The following is a 17201-nucleotide window of genomic DNA, read 5'->3' as shown; positions in this document are numbered from 1 at the left end:
TCCCCCTAAGCAACTTTTCCAAGAATTTTCTTAACTATCTCCTCTGCTATCCTTTCAGCTTCCTTCTCAAGCTTAGCCTTCTCTTCCTCAAAGGACTTCCAAATCTCTTCCTTAGCCTTCTCTACCTTCTTGAGAGCTTCTTCTTGAGCTTCAGAAAGTATCTTTTCCCTCTCCTCTCTTGCTTCCCTTACGGCCTCATCAATTTTCGCTTTAGCCTCTTCCTTTGCCCTTGCTAGGAGCTCCTCAACCTGTGAAAAGAGGGAATTTGCCTTCTCTTTCAAAGCTTCAACTTCAGAGTAAACAGCCCCAACTTCCCTCTCTCTCTCCTCCATAAGCTCAAGGAGGGGCTTAAAGAGGAACTTGTTAATTAAAACCATAAAAACCAGGAAGTTGACTGCTTGGACGGCCAGCGTCCAGTCTATTGATACTATGCTTCCTTCCATCTCCCGGCTCCTTCCCTTGTAATTTCTCCCCCTCCGATAAGCAGATCTCCGTTGTAAAAGGCGCAGACCTGCCCCGGAGCAGGAGCTTCTACTTTCGCCGCTAATTTTACACAATAAAAGTCAGAATTTAAATACTTTAATTCTCTAACTTTTACCGGTTTCGCCCTATACCTTATCTGAACTTCAATTTCTCTACCCACAAGTTCTTCAGGTTTTACGTGCCAGTTTAACTTCCAAACTAAAATCTCATCCTTCAGAATCTCTTCCTTACTTCCAACAACTACAGCATTCTCCTCCGGTAAGAGTTCTAGGACGTAGAGGGAATGTTTATAGGGAATTCCAAGTCCTCTCCTTTGACCAACGGTGTAGTAAAAGAGGCCTTTGTGCCTTCCAAGAACGGTTCCATCTCTGAGCCTAAAGTAACCGGGTCTTGGCTTTATGAACCTTTTAAGGAACTCTGTATACTCTCCAGGAATAAAGCATATATCCTGACTCTCCCCCCTATACTCAAACCCTAGCTCTTTTGCCCTCTTTACAACTTCTTCTTTAGTAAAATCACCTAAAGGGAGGAGTAAAGAATCAAAAACTTCTCTCTCTACAAGGGAAAGGAAGTAAGACTGCTCCTTCCTCCTATCTACTCCCCTTGAAATTAGGTTCCTCCTAAACTCCGGAACGTAAACTACCCTTGCGTAGTGGCCGGTTGCAATAAAGTCAAAGGAGAGCTCCTTCATCAACCTGTACAGGTACTTTAACTTTATTTCCCTATTACACACTGCACAGGGGTTCGGAGTTAGACCCAACTTGTAGTAACGGATGAAGTAATCTATTACCGCCTTTCTAAACTCATCTGATAGGTCTATAACTGTTAGAGGAAGTTTAAGGAGTTCAGCACTCTTTCTAACCCTCTCTGGATTTGCCGTTTTAAGGAGCTTAAAGTAAATCAAGTGGACGTCAAAACTCTTCTCTCTCAGTAGATAGGCACTGTAAAAGCTATCAACTCCGCCGCTGAACCCAAGTAAAACTCTCTTTCCCATACTTATAACCTAATTTCTCAATTTATTAGTGCAGAATTTTATAGAACTTTCCCAAGAGAGAAAAAAAGAAGGGGCGCCTGAGGCGCCCCTTAAAGACTTATGGGGAGGAGGGAGGGGGATAGGGGGTGTCTGTTAATAATAATAGTTATCAATATCGGTTTTGTCAACCCCATAAGGAGGTAAAGTTAGGGATTATTAATCTATGCTACTGCCCTTTAGACTGCAATTGTTCAAGGAACTCCCTTAGAATTAGAGCTGCCGCGTAGTCGTCAAGTTCCTCTTTCTTCTTTCCCAAGCTCCTTGCGATCTCTTGAGCCTCCTTTGTAGAGTAAGCTTCATCCCAGAAGGTTATCTCAACTTTTCTTCCCTCTTCCTTTAAGAATTCTTCAAGTTTTGAGGCAAATTTCTTTATCTTCTGGCCGATCTGAGTAACTTTCCCTTCCCTATTAACAGGAATCCCTACAACTATTTTTCCAACTCCCTTTTCATCAATTATCCTTAAGAGCTCCTTAAAAGTCTCCCTATTACTCTTCCTATGTATAATGGTGTAGGGTGAAGCTGTAAGGCCCAGAGGGTCTGAAATGGCCACTCCTATCCTTTTAAAACCGACATCAAGGGCCATTACCCTCATTTTCTACCCCTTTGAGGTTGCTACTACTACCTTAACTCTCTCCCCGTCCGATAGGAGGTCGTCATCACAAAGGAGCTCTTTCCCCTTTACTACAACCGCCGTCTCAGGGTAGATGTTAAGGAGGTCAAGCAACCTATCAACCCTTATCCTCTTCCCTTTAAACTCAACTTCCCTTTCTTTTCCTTCAAGTTCAACTAAAATTTTTCCCACGGTTAACTCCCTTAAGGAGGTTTTCATTGAAAGTATACCTTGATGACTGGAGAGAACCACCCCCAGGTTACACAGGAGTTAAGACGGTAAATCAGCTAAAAGATTTAGTAAAGAGATACGGGAAGGAGATAGAAGTCCTTGACCTTGATAACTACCTTGAGGAGTACTCTTACTTTGGAGGAAACGGAATAGACTTCATTAAGTGGCTTGAAGAGGCAGTATACACCGGAGAGGTTGAACTTAACCCTGATGTTAAAATTGTTAGCCACTCCTCCGACCCTATCATGAGATACGAGATTGAAGAGGTCGGAAGGAGGATAAAAGCCTATTTAAGGAGTAGGAGATGAAGCTGAGTAGAGAGGAAGTTCTACACATCGCCCACCTTGCAAGAATTGAATTAAAGGAAGAAGAAGTTGAAAAGTTTAGGAAGGAGCTGTCAGAAATTCTTTCCTTCGTTGAGAAGTTAAACGAGCTTGACACAGAGGGAATTGACCCGAAGTTCAGCGTTATTCCACCTGAAAATGTACTCAGGGAAGACGTCCCATCTGTGTCTTTACCAAGGGAAAAAGTTTTTATGAACGCACCTGAAACCGACGGTGAGTACTTCATAGTTCCAAAAGTTGTTAAGAAATAGGAGGAGGAAATGGAACTTATAAATAAGAGTTTGACAGAGCTCCACACACTTATAAAGAAAAAAGAGGTTAAGCCTAGCGAGGTTTTGGAGGAGCTCCTTAAAAGAATAGAGGAGACAGAATCTAAGCTCAACGCCTACATAACCGTTTTTGAAGAGAAAGCCCGCAAAAAGGCTGAAATCCTTGATGAAGAACTTACAAGACTCAATGAAGATGAAGTGCCGGAGTTCTTTGGAATCCCAATCTCAATAAAGGACAACATAAACGTTGAAGGCGTAAGGATGACCTGCGCCTCAAAGATGCTTGAGAATTTCGTATCTCCCTACGATGCTACAGTCGTTAAAAGGTTAAGGGAAAGAGGAGCAATATTTGTAGGTAAGAACAACCTTGACGAGTTCGCAATGGGTTCCTCAACCGAGACTTCATACTTCGGCCCTACAAAAAACCCCTGGGACTTAGAAAGGGTTCCTGGAGGTTCTTCGGGAGGTAGCGCCGCAGCAGTTTCCGCCCGCTCTGCCATTGCTTCTTTAGGTTCAGACACCGGAGGTTCAATCAGACAGCCGGCTGCGTTCTGCGGAGTTGTAGGTCTAAAACCGACTTACGGCAGGGTATCAAGATATGGACTTACCGCCTTTGCATCCTCACTTGACCAGATAGGCCCTATAACCAAGAACGTAGAGGATGCAACATACCTTTTAAACCTTATCTCAGGTCAGGACTCAAAGGATGCAACTTCAGCAAAAGTTCCGGTTCCCAACTTCCTTGAGGCTCTTAACGGGGAGGTAAAAGGCCTTAAAGCAGGTCTACCAAAGGAGTACTTCATAGAGGGAGTTGATCCTGAAGTTAAAGAGGCCGTTTTAAGCGCAGTAAAGAAGCTGGAATCCCTCGGAGTTGAAATAGTTGAAGTTTCCCTACCTAATACGAAGTACGCAGTAGAGACCTACTACATAATTGCCCCAGCAGAGGCCTCTTCAAACTTGGGAAGGTTTGACGGAGTAAGGTACACCTACAGAGCAAAAGACTACAAAGACTTGATAGACATGTACAAGAAGACCCGGGCTGAAGGTTTTGGAAACGAAGTTAAAAGGAGAATAATGATAGGAACCTACACTCTAAGCGCCGGATACTACGACGCCTACTACTTAAAGGCTCAAAAAGTTAGAACTCTAATTTACCAGGGCTTCCAAAAGGCCTTTGAGGAGGTAGACTTCCTCATTACCCCAGTAACTCCAGAAACCGCATTCAAAATAGGAGAGAAGACGGACGACCCTATAAAGATGTACCTCTCAGACATCTTCACGATTGCCGTGAACCTTGCAGGACTTCCGGCGATATCTATTCCCTGCGGATTTGATAGTAAGAACCTTCCAATTGGACTCCAGCTAATCGGAAAAGCTTTTGATGAAGAAACAATTCTAAAAGTTGCCCACACAGTAGAAAAGGAGCTCTCCCTTAACCTTACTCCATCCCTTTAACTATACTCGCCCCGTACTCTTCCTTCCGTGCAGGTTCACTATAAAATAAAAAAGCCCCGCGCGAGGCGGGGCTGAATTTAGCTTCAAACTTCTCGGTTATTCGCTAACTCCCTGTTCTTCCTTCTCGCAGTAGTCCCAGGTAACCTTTCTATACTCTTTTCTTCCGGTTCCAGCGGGAATTAGCCTACCGATAATAACGTTCTCCTTGAGGCCCCTTAAGTAATCCCTCTTACCTGCAATTGCAGCCTCAGAGAGAACCCTTGTAGTCTCTTGGAAGGAGGCTGCAGAGATGAATGAAGGTGTAGAGAGGGCGGCCTTTGTGATACCTGTAAGGACCGGCCTTGCCTTTGGAGGCCTCTTACCCTCCTTAAAGAGCTGCTCCCTTACCCTTTCAAACTCATCCCTGTCAACAACTTCCTCAACGAGGTAGTTAGAATCTCCAGAGTCCTCAATCCTAACCTTAGAGAGCATCTTCTTAATAATTACTTCAAAGTGCTTATCGTTAATGTCAACACCCTGAGCGCGGTAAACCGACTGAATCTCGTCAAGGAGGAACCTTGCAACTGCCCTCTCTCCAAGGATGTTGAGTATATCGTGAGGGTTGAACTGTCCGTCGGTTAGAGGTTCACCGGCTTTAACGTAGTCTCCAGTCCTTACGTAGATGTACTTACCCTTTGGAACTTCGTACTCCCTCTTAACCCCTGTTTCAGGGTCAACGATTGTAATTATTATCTTGTTCCTCTCTGTCTCTACGTAGACTTTACCGCTGATCTCTGCAAGGATTGCTGCATCCTTAGGCCTCCTGGCCTCAAAGAGCTCAGCAACCCTTGGAAGACCTCCTGTAATGTCCTTTGTTCCTCCGATTTTCCTCGGAAGTCTCGCAAGCTGAGCTCCAATCTCAACCCTCTGACCCTCTTCAACCATGATCCTTGCACCAACGGGTAGCGGGTAGAAGTCAACGACTTCCCCTTCATCGTTAAGGAGCTCAATGGTAGGCTCGTAAGGAAGAGTCCTGTACTCAAGGACAACAGGCTCCGTCTCAGAGACTGTAACGCCGGGGATAACGTCCTTAAACCTTACGATTCCACTCCTTAGGGCAAGTATCGGAATGGCATGAGGATCCCATTCTGCAAGTATCTGTCCTTTTACTACCTTATCACCATCTTTAACTTTAAGGACCGCAGCGTAAGGAATATCGTACCTTTCAAGGTGTTTCCCGGTCTTTTCGTCAATAACGGCTATCTTCCCAGCCCTGTTTATAACGATAACTCTACCTTCAGAGTCGGTAATTGTGTTGGCATTGATAATCTTTACAACTCCATCGTGCTTTGCCCTGTACTCAGAAGCCTCAGCACCCCTCATAGCAATACCACCGATGTGAAAGGTACGCATCGTAAGCTGAGTACCGGGCTCACCGATTGACTGGGCTGCAATAATACCGATAGCCTCTCCAAGCTGGACTGGTCTTTGTCTTGCAAGGTCTCTACCGTAACACTTTGAACATACTCCAAATGGAGCTCTACAGGTAAGAACTGAACGTATCTTAACACTTTCTATACCAAGGTCTTCAATTCTCTGAGCTATATCTTCCGTAATTTCCTCATTCTTCCTTACTAAAACTTCTCCAGTTATTGGATCAACCACATCTTCGGCGGCGTAGCGGCCTGCAATTCTCTTAGAAAGGGGAATTACAACTTCACCGGCTTCCATTAGGGCTGAAACTTCTATTCCGTCCTCACAACCACAGTCTTCCATCGTGATAATTACGTCCTGAGCAACGTCGGCAAGCCTCCTCGTAAGGTAACCGGCATCTGCAGTCTTAAGAGCTGTGTCGGCCAGACCTTTCCTAGCTCCGTGGGTTGAGATGAAGTACTCAAGAACCGTTAGTCCTTCACGGAAGTTGGAGATAATCGGGGTCTCAATAATCTCACCGGAAGGTTTAGCCATAAGACCCCTCATTCCGGCAAGCTGACGAATCTGCGTCTGGCTACCACGGGCTCCTGAGGAAAGCATCATGAACACAGGGTTAAAAGTACCGTCGTTTGGCAACCTTCCCCTAGAGTTAATATCGTGGCTCCTCATGTAATCCATCATGTCCTTTGTAAGCTGCTCGGTAACCCTCGTCCAGATATCAACTATCTTGTTGTAACGCTCATCCTTTGAAAGGAGGCCTTTCCTGTAGCCCTCTTCAATCTCAAGGACCTCTTTCCTTGCCTTCTCAATGAGCTCTTTCTTAGTAGGTGGAATGTGGAGGTCGTCAATAGCAATTGAGAGACCACCAAGGGTAGCCTGAACGAAACCGGCCTCCTTTAATCTGTCTAGCATGTCAATAGTTACTTCGTTACCTAACTTCTTATGGACATCTGCAATGAGGGCAGCAACTGCTTTCTTTGTCATTACCTTGTTTACAAAAGGATAGTTCTCAGGAAGTAAGGTGTTGAACTTTACCCTTCCTGCAGTTGTAGTAACTACTTCCTCTTTTCCACTTTCAGTCTTATTGGCAGGTACCCTTACCTTTATGCGGGCGTGGAGCTCTATCTCTCCAAGCTCAAGGGCCTTTAGAACCTGATCAAAGTCAGCAAACTCTTTACCTTCACCCTTTGCACCAGGTTTTTCAAGGGTCATGTAGTAAAGGCCAAGAACCATATCCTGAGATGGAACTGCTAGAGGCTTACCGTGGGCAGGAGAAAGAATGTTCTGAGTTGAAAGCATCAGGGTATAGGCTTCTAACTGTGCCTCCAGAGAGAGCGGAACGTGAACCGCCATCTGGTCGCCGTCAAAGTCGGCGTTGAAAGCAGTACACACAAGAGGGTGAAGCTGAATAGCCTTACCTTCAACTAAAACAGGTTCAAATGCCTGAATAGAAACCCTGTGAAGTGTAGGAGCCCTGTTAAGGAGAACTGGGTGTTCCTTAATAACCTCCTCAAGACACTCCCAAACCTCAGGCTCCTGCTTCTCAACCATCTTCTTTGCAAGTTTAATCGTATTGGCGTAACCCTTCTCTTCAAGGCGCCTGTAAACAAAGGGCTTAAAGAGCTCAAGTGCCATAATCTTAGGAAGGCCACACTGGTGCATTTTAAGCTCTGGACCAACAACGATTACGGCACGACCAGAGTAGTCAACCCTCTTACCTAAAAGGTTCTGCCTGAACCTTCCCTGCTTACCCCTTAAAACGTCAGAGAGGGACTTAAGAGGATGTCCTTTTGAGGACTTAACCGGCCTTCCCCTCCTGCCGTTATCTATGAGGGTATCTACTGCCTCCTGGAGCATCCTCATTTCGTTCCTAACGATTATCTCAGGCGCATCAAGCTCAAGGAGCCTCTTTAAACGGTTATTCCTGTTTATAACTCTCCTGTAGAGGTCGTTAAGGTCACTAGTTGCAAACCTTCCCCCCTCAAGAGGAACTAAGGGACGGAGCTCTGGAGGAAGAACGGGAAGAACCTCAAGGACCATCCACTCCGGCTTGTTATCTGAGCCAAGGAAGGACTCAACAATCTTTAACCTTCTAACTAACTTCTTAAGCTTTGCCTCTGTTGTATCCTTCCTCGTAGCCCTCCTAATCTCTTCTTTTACAAGCTCTTTACTCTGAATCTTTCCCTGTTCAACTAGGAAGTCAACGTACCAGTCAAGAGCCTTACCGCCCTTTTCTACCTCTATGTTGAACTTCTCTTTAAGCTTCTTAAAGTCGTTATACTCAATGATTTGGCCTTTCTCAAGTCCAGAATCCCCTGGATCTGTAACTACAACTAAAACGTTCTTAACGATACCTATAATCGTGTCTTCAGATAGACCTGTGTAGTAGGAAAGGGTCTCAACTGCCGCCTTAAAGACGTTAGGGAGCTTCTTCTGAAGGTCAGCGTTAATTGAGGAAATCTCACCGGAGTACATTCTAATCTCTTCTCTCAGCTCCTCGGCAAGCTCCTCAAGGTCAACCCTCTTAAGGGCTTCCTTTATACCTTTAGCACCTATTCCAACCTCAAAGGCCTCTTCTCCGAGCTCCTCAACCTTTTCCCTGTACTCCTCTTCAGTAAGGAGCTGGAACTTCTTGAGGCCTGTTTCCTCCTCATCTCCAGGGTCAAGAACGATGTAGCTTTCAAAGTAAACAACCCTTTCAACTTCCCTTACGGAGAGCCCTAAAAGAGCTCCTATCTTACTTGGAACAGATTTTACGTACCATATATGTGTACAGGGAGCAGCAAGCTCTATATGACCGAACCTTCTTCTCCTTTCCTTTGAAAGGGTTACCTCAACACCACATCTATCACAGATAACTCCTGCGTACTTAGAACCCCTGTACTTTCCACACAGACACTCCCAGTCCCTTACAGGACCGAAAATCCTCGCACAGAAGAGACCGTCCTTCTCAGGCTTTAAAGTCCTGTAGTTTAAAGTCTCAGGAAGCTTAACCTCACCGTAAGACCACTCCCTAATCTTTTCGGGAGAAGCAAGACCTATCTCAATTGCATCAAAGTCAAAAGTTTTCGGCTCTTCACTAAAAACGATTTCTCTTTTGCTCACTTTGAGCTCCTCCTAAGGGGGGTTTAAAAGGGGGACAAAGCCCCCGAAAAGTTCTTAGTTAACCTCTCCTTCGCCCTCTTCTTCCTCAAGCTCCTTTATGAACTTAACGTCAAGGGCGAGAGCTTTGAGTTCTCTAACAAGAACGTTGAAGGACTCAGGAAGTCCCGGCTCAAAGGAGTACTTACCTTTAACAATTGCCTCGTAAACTCTTGAACGTCCTTCAACATCGTCAGACTTGACGGTTAGCATCTCCTGGAGGGTGTAGGCTGCACCGTAAGCTTCAAGTGCCCACACCTCCATCTCACCGAACCTCTGTCCTCCAAACTGAGCCTTACCACCGAGAGGCTGCTGTGTAATGAGGGAGTAAGGACCCGTTGAACGGGCGTGAATCTTATCGTCAGCAAGGTGAATTAGCTTGAGCATGTACATATAACCAACTGTAACGTCCTGGTCAAAAGGCTCTCCGGTTAATCCATCGTAGAGGGTAAGCTGTCCTGTTTCAGGAAGCCCTGCCCTCTTAAGTAGAGCTTTAATCTCCTCCTCTGTAGCTCCGTCAAATATCGGAGACTCAAACCTGATTCCCTTAGAGAGTTTCTTAGCAACCTCTCTAAGCTCATCATCAGAAAGGCTATCAATCAGCTTGTTAATCCTCTCATCGTTGTAGATAGCCTTAATCTCCTGACGAACCTTATCTAAACCTTCTTTCATCAACCTCTCTATCTTCTTTCCAAGCTCTTTAGCAGCAAGCCCAAGGTGAACTTCAAGTATCTGTCCAACGTTCATACGTGAGGGAACGCCGAGAGGGTTAAGAACAATGTCTACAGGAGTTCCATCCTCAAGGAAGGGCATATCCTCAACAGGCCTAATTTGGGAAATAACACCTTTGTTTCCGTGGCGACCTGACATCTTATCACCGATCGTCAGCTTACGCTTTGTGGCTATGTAAACCTTAACCTTCTTGTTAACGCCTGCCGGCAGCTCATGACCCATCTCAATTGCTGCCTTCTTCTCTTCGTAGATGTTCTCCACTAAGGCAATCTTATCAACGGCCCTGAGCCTAATCTTCTTAAGCTCCTCAACTACTTTCTCATCGTCAATTATTGAAGGCTTCCTGAGGGCAAAGAAGACAAGCTCATCAACTTTATCCTCTGTAATTTCCTCACCAGCGGAGATTAAGAGGTTTCCAGCAGCATCGTAAACGTCCTCTCTTACCCTCTTACCGAGAATAAGCTCAGCCGCCTTCCTATCCCTGTCCTTTTTAATAAGGTTAATCTCTTCCTGCTTTTCCCTCTCAAGCTTTGCCTTCTCTTCAGCCTCAATAAGCTGAGTTCTAGGATCCTTCTCCTCTCCTTTCCTAGAGAGGATCTTTACGTCAATTACAACTCCCTCAACTCCGTGGGGAACCCTTAAGGAGGTATCCTTAACTCCTTTAGCCTTCTCTCCAAAGATTGCCTGAAGGAGTTTCTCCTCAGGAGTTAAGACCTGCTCACCTTTAGGAGTAACCTTTCCGACGAGAATATCTCCAGGCTTAACGTAAGTTCCAATCCTAACTATTCCAGACTCATCAAGGTGCCTAAGGGCCGACTCAGAAACATTAGGAATGTCTCTGGTAATTTCCTCTTTTCCTAACTTCGTCTCTACTGCTTCACACTCAAACTCCTGAATGTGTATAGAGGTATAGACGTCGTCCTTCAAGAGCCTTTCGCTAACTAAGATGGCGTCCTCAAAGTTGTAACCTCTCCACGGCATGAAGGCTACAAGGACGTTCTTACCGAGGGCCAGCTCTCCATTTTCCATTGAAGGTCCGTCGGCGATAATCTGACCTCTCTTAACCCTCTGACCCTTCTTAACTATTGGCCTCTGGTTTATACAGGTTTTCTGGTTTGACTTCTGGAACTTCTTGAGGTTGTAAACGTCAAATCCGGTATCAACAGAAAGACCGCTCTCCTCAATCTCCTCTGGATCAACCTTGACAATTATCTTGTCTGCAGTAACGCTCTCTACAACACCTGAACGCTTGGCAACTACAGCACTACGGCTGTAGAGTGCAACCTCTTTCTCCATTCCAGTTGCAACAAAGGGAGCCTCTGTCTTAATGAGCGGAACTGCCTGACGCTGCATGTTAGAACCCATAAGGGCCCTGTTTGCGTCGTCGTGCTCAAGGAATGGAATTAACGAAGAAGAAACGGAAAATACCTGCTTTGGAGAAACGTCCATGAACTGGACTTCTTCCCTCTTAACCAGCTTAAACTCCGCCTTATGGCGGGCCATTACAGTATCAGACTTAATGTAGCCGTTCTCATCAACAGGAGCGTTAGCCTGAGCTATTACGTAGTTCTCCTCCTCGTCGGCAGTCATGTAAACGATTTCATCAGTAACCTTTCCGTTAACAACTTTCCTATAAGGAGTCTCTAAAAAGCCGAGCCAGTTAATCCTTCCGTAAGTTGTAAGTGAGTTAATAAGACCGATGTTCTGGCCTTCGGGAGTCTCAATTGGACAGATCCTTCCGTAGTGTGAGGGGTGAACGTCACGGACCTCAAATCCTGCCCTTTCCCTCGTTAGTCCACCAGGACCTAGAGCAGAAAGCCTCCTCTTGTGGGTCGTCTCGGCAAGGGGGTTCGTCTGGTCCATAAACTGGCAAAGGGAGGTTAAAGTGAAGAACTCCTTAAGGGGATTGAGGGCAGTCCTTGGATTTATTAAGTCCTGAGGCATTACAGAATCAATATCTGCAACTGCCAACTTCTCCTTTACCGCTTTTTCAAGCTTAAAGAGTCCCGATTTAAAGGCTATCTCTGCAAGCTCTCCAACACCCCTTACCCTTCTGTTTCCGAGGTGGTCAATGTCGTCGTAGGGACGGATTTCAGCATGAACTTCCATTAAAGCCTTAACTGCACCTACAATATCCGCCTTGTGGAGAATCCTTCCAGCATCATCGTAATCTGGCTCTACTTTAAACTCTTCCTTATCCTGAGCGGCAAGTTTAAGGGCAACTTCAGGGGTTATTAAGGTTCCCTTAGGAACAACGATGTCTCCTTCTTCGTTAAGGATGTCCTCTGCAAGCCTTAGAGGAGGTAACCACTCTATCTGTTTAAGGTCTTCTTTGGTTAATTTTTCTAACTTCTCCTTTGGATAGACCTTTTCGTTAATTTTGGCCCTACCAACCCTTGATAGGTCGTAGTTCTTAGTGCTGAAGAACATTGATTCAAAGAGCTTCCTCGCTCCTTCAACAGTTGCAGTATCCCCAGGACGAACCTTCCTGAAGATCTCAACGTAAGCGGCAATGAGAGGGTCCTCTATCTTCTCGCGAACCCTATCCCTTTTCTCTTTTCTAAGGGTATTAACTATTACGGCTCCGTATGGAGTCTTCTTCTTACTTATTGCTTTAAACTCGGCTCCTTCAGGAAGTTTCCTTGAACTCGTTGAGAGCTCCTCGTAGGCCTCCTGAATAACCTCTCCAGTTTCAGGATCAACTACGTCTGAAACCAGGTAATAATCTGTAAGTTCCTCAGGTTTCTTAACCTCTCCAGTTTCAGCGTCAACTATTTCGCCATTCTCCACCCTGAGAGTCTCTATAGCATCACCGTAGAAGACGCTCAATATCTCTTCATCAGTCTTAAGGCCAAAAGCCCTAAGAAGGTAAGTACCGATAAACCTTCTCTTCCTATCTATCTTTGCGTAGAGAATATCGTTGTAAGGAATTTCAAACTCAAGCCAGGATCCCATTGCAGGGATAATGCTTGCTATATCAATAATCCTTGCAACCTGGGTTGTCTTTGAAACTTCGTTTTTAAAGAACAGACCTGGAGAACGGTGGAGCTGACTTACGACCACCTTCTCGGTTCCGTTGATTATGAAGGTGGCCCTATCGGTCATAAGGGGAATTTCCCCAAAGTACATCTTATTTTCTTTGATGATTGGAGCTATCTTCTCTCCCGTCTTTGGATCCTTTTGCCATACGTGTAGCTCAAAGAGAACCCTTAAAGGAGCACTGTAAGTAATTCCCCTCTCCTTACACTCATCGGGAGTGTACTTAGGTCTGAACACAACTTCCATTCCACACTTGGGGCAGACAACTCCTTTTCCGCCAAGCCCCTGAAACCTTCCACACTTACAGTACCAGTCACCGATTTCGTATCCTTTATAGTGAATCTCAACTCCCGTTGATTCATCAATAATCGGGAAAGCCTGTCTAAATGCAGACTCAAGACCTACATTTTCCCTTTCATGGGGAGCTTTGTTTAACTGTAAGAACCTTTCGTAAGACTCAAAGGGAAACTGAAGAAGGTCTGGAACCGGATAAATCTCTTCCCTTTTTGCGAAACTTTTTCTTGGGAAGGTAGTTATTCTTTCTTTTTGTGGCGTGGGGGTGGTTTTTTGAACTTTTCCCATAGTCTCCTCTTCCTGCGAGAGTTTTTTGGGGTTAAATAGCAGAAGGGAGACTACCCCATAAGGCAGTCTCCCAGCTGATAAATTATATTACCTTCTAGGCAAAATTTCAAGTGGTTACTTAATTTCTACTTCGGCTCCAGCCTCTTCAAGCTTCTTTTTGATCTCCTCAGCTTCTTCCTTGGAAACCCCTTCCTTAACTGGCTTTGGAGCGTTATCTACAAGCTCCTTAGCTTCCTTAAGGCCAAGTCCTGTAATCTCTCTTACAACCTTAATAACGTTGATCTTCTTAGCACCTGGAGACTTGAGGATAACGTCAAACTCAGTCTTCTCCTCAGCAGCCGCTCCACCAGCAGCACCTGGAGCTGCAACAGCACCTGCGGCAACTACAGGCATGTCTGAAACGCCAAACTCCTCTTTAATAGCGTTGATGAGGTCAACTAGCTCAAGTACAGTCATGTTCTTGATAGCTTCAATGATCTGCTCTTTTGTGATTTCAGCCATCTTACTTCCTCCTTAATATTTTTAAAGTTTTTAAGCTGCTCCTTCTTTTTCAGACTTAACGTTTTCAAGGACTGCAACAAGCTTTGTAAATAGGTTTTCAAGGCTCCACGCCATAGCGTTAACAGGGTACTTAAGGGTAAAGGCAAGCTGACCGAGGAGCTCTTCCCTTGATGGAAGTTCAGCAAGCTGATTAATCATTTCAAAGTCAGCAACCTTACCCTCAACAACGGCTGCCTTAAACTTGAGTTTAGGCTCCTCCTTACCTTCTCCCTTCATGAACTCCTTGAGAGCTTTGGCAGCAGAAACGATATCCTCATATGCAAAGACAATTCCTGTAGGTCCTACAAAGGCGTCCTTAATCTGCTCAACAGGAGTTCCAGGGTATGCATACCTCATAAGGGTGTTCTTTACTACCTTATATTCGGCACCTGCTTCCCTTAGCTTACGCCTTAACTGGTTTGTTTCAGCAACAGTCATACCTTGAAAGTTTGTAAGGACAACAAGGGAAGCCTTTTCAAACTTCTCCTTAAGTTCCTTTGCTATCTGTTCTTTATATTTCCTCGTTTTCAACGGACTCCCTCCTTTGGGGGTTTAAGGCGGTTCTTTGAAGAGGGAGGGCATAGGTTGGCGGGAATGAATCTCTCCCGGTCTCAGTAGGCCGCTCTTACGAGCGTTTAAGCCTATGCACCTACCCTCTTCAACCGGCCAGTAAACGCTGGCGGTAATTCTATGGAAATTTTCCTAAGTGTCAACCCTATTCTGCTTGCTGTGCAGCGTTAACTGCATCAAAAACGTCAACTTTAACACCAGGATCCATCGTTGCAGCTACAGCAATCGTCTTAATGTACTGTCCTTTAGCACCTGAAGGTTTAGCAGCCAAGATTGCCTTCATAAGGGCTACTGCGTTCTCATAGAGTTTTTCAGCGTCAAAAGAAACCTTTCCTATCGGAGCGTGAACGATACCAGCTTTTTCAACCTTAAAGTCTACCTTACCGCTCTTTGCTTCTTTTACTGCTTTAGCTACGTCAAAAGTAACAGTTCCCGTCTTCGGGTTAGGCATCAATCCCCTTGGACCGAGGATTCTACCAAGTCTACCGACCTTACCCATCATGTCAGGAGTAGCAATTAGGACGTCAAAGTCTAACCAACCCTGCTGAATTTTCTGAATAAGGTCATCACCACCTACGAAATCAGCGCCGGCCTCCTTAGCCTCGTTCAACTTCTCACCTTGAGCAATTACAGCTACTTTCCTCTCCTTTCCTAAACCGTGGGGCAGAACAACGCTTCCCCTAACCATTTGGTCTTGGTACTTCGGATCAACGTTTAACCTTACGGCCATTTCAACAGTTTGGTCAAAGTTCCTCTTTGTAACGTCAGCCATCTTCTTAACAAGCTCTAAAGCTTCCTTAAGTGGATAGAGCTTTTTCCTGTCAACCAGAGCTAGAGCGTTCATATACTTCTTTCCGTGCTTTGGCATCTCTTACCTCCCGTCGGCTTTTTAGCCTTCCACCTCTACCGGTGGTAGGTTTAAAGGATTAGTCAACTACCTTAACTCCCATGTTCTCAGCGGTTCCCTTAATGATCTTCATTGCAGTTTCAATGTCGTAACAGTTAAGGTCAGGCATCTTTGTCTCTGCAATCTGCCTGAGCTGCTCCTTTGTAATCTGTCCTACCCACTCCCTCTTTGGCATGTGAGCTCCCTTCTCAATACCGGCAGCCTTCTTGATGAGAACTGAAGCCGGTGGAGTTTTGAGGACGAAGTCAAAGGAACGATCTGCGTAGATTGTGATAATTACAGGAATTACTAAACCTTTCTTGTCTGCAGTTGCCGCGTTGAAGGCCTTAACGAACTCCATAATGTTAACGCCGTGCTGACCGAGAGCCGGTCCTACTGGTGGCGCTGGAGTGGCCTCTCCGGCAGGTAGCTGCAGCTTTACTTCAGCTACTACCTTCTTTGCCATGACTTCCTCCGAATTAACTTATTTTCTCTACTTGGTCAAACTCAAGTTCAACCGGAGTTTGCCTATCAAAAATGTTCACCAAAACTATAAGCTTTCCATGCTCAGGGTCAATCTCTGAAATTGTCCCTTCAAAGCCAATAAATGGCCCCTCTTTGATTTTAACCTTGTCTCCGATATCGTACTTAAGCTTCCTAACTTTCGGAACTCCCTTCTTAATCCTCTCCCTAATTGCCTGAATCTCTCTCTCAGGAACGATAACGGGCCTTCCACCTGCACTTACAAAGCCTAAAACCCTAGGAACTCTCCTTATTATCCCCTGAAGGTCTTCGTTAAGGTCAGCCTTTATAAAGATGTAGCCTGGGTAAAGACGGTCGCGGAGCTCAATTTTAGCCTCAACTTTATTTTCAGGACACTTTATCTTCTGTCCTATCTTCTCTATAGGTTTCTCCGGCTCACACTTCTTCTTCTCACACTGACACTCTTCAACCCAAACTTTTCCATCCTCAACTCTAAAAACGACCTTCTTTCCATCCTCACCTTCTACTTCAAAAACCTTTGGTTCCTCAGCTCTTAAAGGGAGCTCCCCCTTTTCCTTACCTTTTACCTTAAAAACAACCTTCTCAACTGCCGGAATGAAAATCTCCTCAACCTTATCCTCAAGACCTGCCTCTTTAAGAGCCTTCATTATATTAGCCTTTACCCTGTGCTCAAAGCCTGACTGAACGTGAAGGCTGTACCACTTTTTCTCTGCCATCGGTTTCTCCTTACTTTGCGATTATTAACTCAAGGACATTAGAGAAGAACAGATCAAGTACCCAGAAGTAAACTGCAACAAAAGCACAGAAAACGACTACACCGAAGGTCGCCTCTATTACCTCTTCTTTACCTGGCCACGTAACCCTACTGAGTTCCTCTCTTACTTCCTTTAAAAATTGAAAAGGAGACATAGTAAAACCTCTTTAAATTTTCAGGGGATTTTTAGAATTGATGGATGGATTTTAACAAATTTTTTCTTTTTTTAAAAGGAAAAAATAAGTGGCAGGCCAGGAGGGACTCGAACCCCCAACCGCCGGATTTGGAGTCCGGAGCCCTACCAATTGGGCTACTGGCCTACCTACAGTAGAAAATATAGCCTACTTCACCTCTCTGTGCAAGGTATGTTTATTGCACCAAGGACAGTACTTCCTCAGTTCAAGTCTGTCCGGAGTATTCCTCTTATTCTTTGTTGTAGAGTAGTTCCTTCTCTTACACTCAGTACAGGCAAGCTGTATTACTTCACGGGGTCCTTTCTTTGCCATCTCCTCTCTCCCATTAATTAGTCAAGAATTTCAGTAACAACACCAGCACCTACTGTCCTTCCACCCTCACGGATAGCAAACCTTAATCCTTCCTCTATAGCTACCGGCT

At 45.1% G+C, this 17201-nt stretch carries 17 protein-coding genes and 1 tRNA gene; 3 read left to right on the top strand and 15 right to left on the bottom strand.

The window, feature by feature from the left end:
- Positions 1-5: 5 nt before the first annotated feature.
- The 4 genes from C7457_RS00090 to C7457_RS00075 all read right to left on the bottom strand — a co-directional run bounded on the left by C7457_RS00090 (position 6) and on the right by C7457_RS00075 (position 2318).
- The gene (locus tag C7457_RS00090) at positions 6-443 is read right to left on the bottom strand and encodes a F0F1 ATP synthase subunit B (RefSeq protein WP_121169314.1); all 438 of its coding nucleotides are present in this window, start codon (positions 441-443) and stop codon (positions 6-8) included.
- Entirely contained in the window at positions 428-1477 is a 1050-nt protein-coding gene (gene mnmA / locus C7457_RS00085; RefSeq protein WP_121169312.1) for a tRNA 2-thiouridine(34) synthase MnmA, read from the bottom strand. The genes C7457_RS00090 and mnmA overlap by 16 nt, the downstream gene beginning before the upstream one ends.
- 205 nt (positions 1478-1682) lie before the next feature.
- On the bottom strand, positions 1683-2108 hold the full coding sequence (gene ruvX, locus C7457_RS00080; RefSeq protein ID WP_245939549.1) for a Holliday junction resolvase RuvX: 426 nt from the start codon (positions 2106-2108) through the stop codon (positions 1683-1685).
- Positions 2109-2111: 3 nt separating this feature from the next.
- Complete coding sequence (locus C7457_RS00075) at positions 2112-2318, bottom strand: thiamine biosynthesis protein ThiS (RefSeq protein WP_121170623.1); 207 nt, start codon at positions 2316-2318, stop codon at positions 2112-2114.
- Positions 2319-2344: 26 nt separating this feature from the next.
- Here C7457_RS00075 and C7457_RS00070 point away from each other — a divergent pair, with 26 nt between their 5' ends.
- The 3 genes from C7457_RS00070 to gatA are packed head-to-tail and all read left to right on the top strand — an operon-like array spanning position 2345 to position 4425.
- Positions 2345-2665 carry a cyclic-phosphate processing receiver domain-containing protein gene (locus C7457_RS00070; protein WP_121169311.1) on the top strand — a complete coding sequence of 107 codons (321 nt, stop codon included), beginning with the start codon at positions 2345-2347 and terminating at the stop codon, positions 2663-2665.
- Positions 2662-2952 (top strand): Asp-tRNA(Asn)/Glu-tRNA(Gln) amidotransferase subunit GatC, encoded by a 291-nt coding sequence (gene gatC, locus C7457_RS00065; RefSeq protein WP_121169310.1) that lies wholly within the window; start codon positions 2662-2664, stop codon positions 2950-2952. The genes C7457_RS00070 and gatC overlap by 4 nt, the downstream gene beginning before the upstream one ends.
- A gap of 9 nt (positions 2953-2961) precedes the next feature.
- Positions 2962-4425, top strand: coding sequence for an Asp-tRNA(Asn)/Glu-tRNA(Gln) amidotransferase subunit GatA (gene gatA, locus C7457_RS00060; RefSeq protein WP_121169308.1), 1464 nt, complete (start codon positions 2962-2964; stop codon positions 4423-4425).
- A gap of 96 nt (positions 4426-4521) precedes the next feature.
- Here the strand turns inward: gatA and rpoC are convergent, their stop codons facing one another.
- The 11 genes from rpoC to C7457_RS00005 all read right to left on the bottom strand — a co-directional run.
- The gene (gene rpoC / locus C7457_RS00055) at positions 4522-8943 is read right to left on the bottom strand and encodes a DNA-directed RNA polymerase subunit beta' (RefSeq protein ID WP_121169306.1); all 4422 of its coding nucleotides are present in this window, start codon (positions 8941-8943) and stop codon (positions 4522-4524) included.
- Positions 8944-8997: 54 nt separating this feature from the next.
- The gene (rpoB, locus tag C7457_RS00050; RefSeq protein WP_121169305.1) at positions 8998-13332 is read right to left on the bottom strand and encodes a DNA-directed RNA polymerase subunit beta; all 4335 of its coding nucleotides are present in this window, start codon (positions 13330-13332) and stop codon (positions 8998-9000) included.
- A gap of 114 nt (positions 13333-13446) precedes the next feature.
- Positions 13447-13824 carry a 50S ribosomal protein L7/L12 gene (gene rplL, locus C7457_RS00045; RefSeq protein WP_121170621.1) on the bottom strand — a complete coding sequence of 126 codons (378 nt, stop codon included), beginning with the start codon at positions 13822-13824 and terminating at the stop codon, positions 13447-13449.
- Between the two features lie 39 nt (positions 13825-13863).
- Entirely contained in the window at positions 13864-14403 is a 540-nt protein-coding gene (rplJ, locus tag C7457_RS00040; RefSeq protein ID WP_121169304.1) for a 50S ribosomal protein L10, read from the bottom strand.
- 184 nt (positions 14404-14587) lie between these two features.
- On the bottom strand, positions 14588-15310 hold the full coding sequence (gene rplA / locus C7457_RS00035; protein ID WP_121169303.1) for a 50S ribosomal protein L1: 723 nt from the start codon (positions 15308-15310) through the stop codon (positions 14588-14590).
- A 58-nt stretch (positions 15311-15368) separates the two neighbouring features.
- A complete protein-coding gene (gene rplK, locus C7457_RS00030; RefSeq protein WP_121169302.1) occupies positions 15369-15794 on the bottom strand; it encodes a 50S ribosomal protein L11 in 426 nt (141 codons plus the stop codon).
- Between the two features lie 13 nt (positions 15795-15807).
- Positions 15808-16548, bottom strand: coding sequence for a transcription termination/antitermination protein NusG (nusG, locus tag C7457_RS00025; protein WP_121169301.1), 741 nt, complete (start codon positions 16546-16548; stop codon positions 15808-15810).
- A 10-nt stretch (positions 16549-16558) separates the two neighbouring features.
- Positions 16559-16741: a preprotein translocase subunit SecE gene (gene secE, locus C7457_RS00020; RefSeq protein ID WP_121169300.1), complete on the bottom strand. Its 183-nt coding sequence runs from the start codon at positions 16739-16741 to the stop codon at positions 16559-16561.
- An 89-nt stretch (positions 16742-16830) separates the two neighbouring features.
- Positions 16831-16906: transfer RNA gene (locus C7457_RS00015), tRNA-Trp, on the bottom strand.
- A gap of 21 nt (positions 16907-16927) precedes the next feature.
- A complete protein-coding gene (gene rpmG, locus C7457_RS00010) occupies positions 16928-17092 on the bottom strand; it encodes a 50S ribosomal protein L33 (RefSeq protein ID WP_121169299.1) in 165 nt (54 codons plus the stop codon).
- 17 nt (positions 17093-17109) lie between these two features.
- Positions 17110-17201, bottom strand: a 92-nt coding sequence (locus tag C7457_RS00005; protein WP_144444011.1) for an EF-Tu C-terminal domain-related protein, incomplete at its 5' end; no start/stop codon positions are given.

Source organism: Thermovibrio guaymasensis (assembly GCF_003633715.1).
Taxonomy (GTDB): domain Bacteria; phylum Aquificota; class Aquificia; order Desulfurobacteriales; family Desulfurobacteriaceae; genus Thermovibrio; species Thermovibrio guaymasensis.
This window is presented reverse-complemented; position numbering and strand designations above follow the sequence as displayed.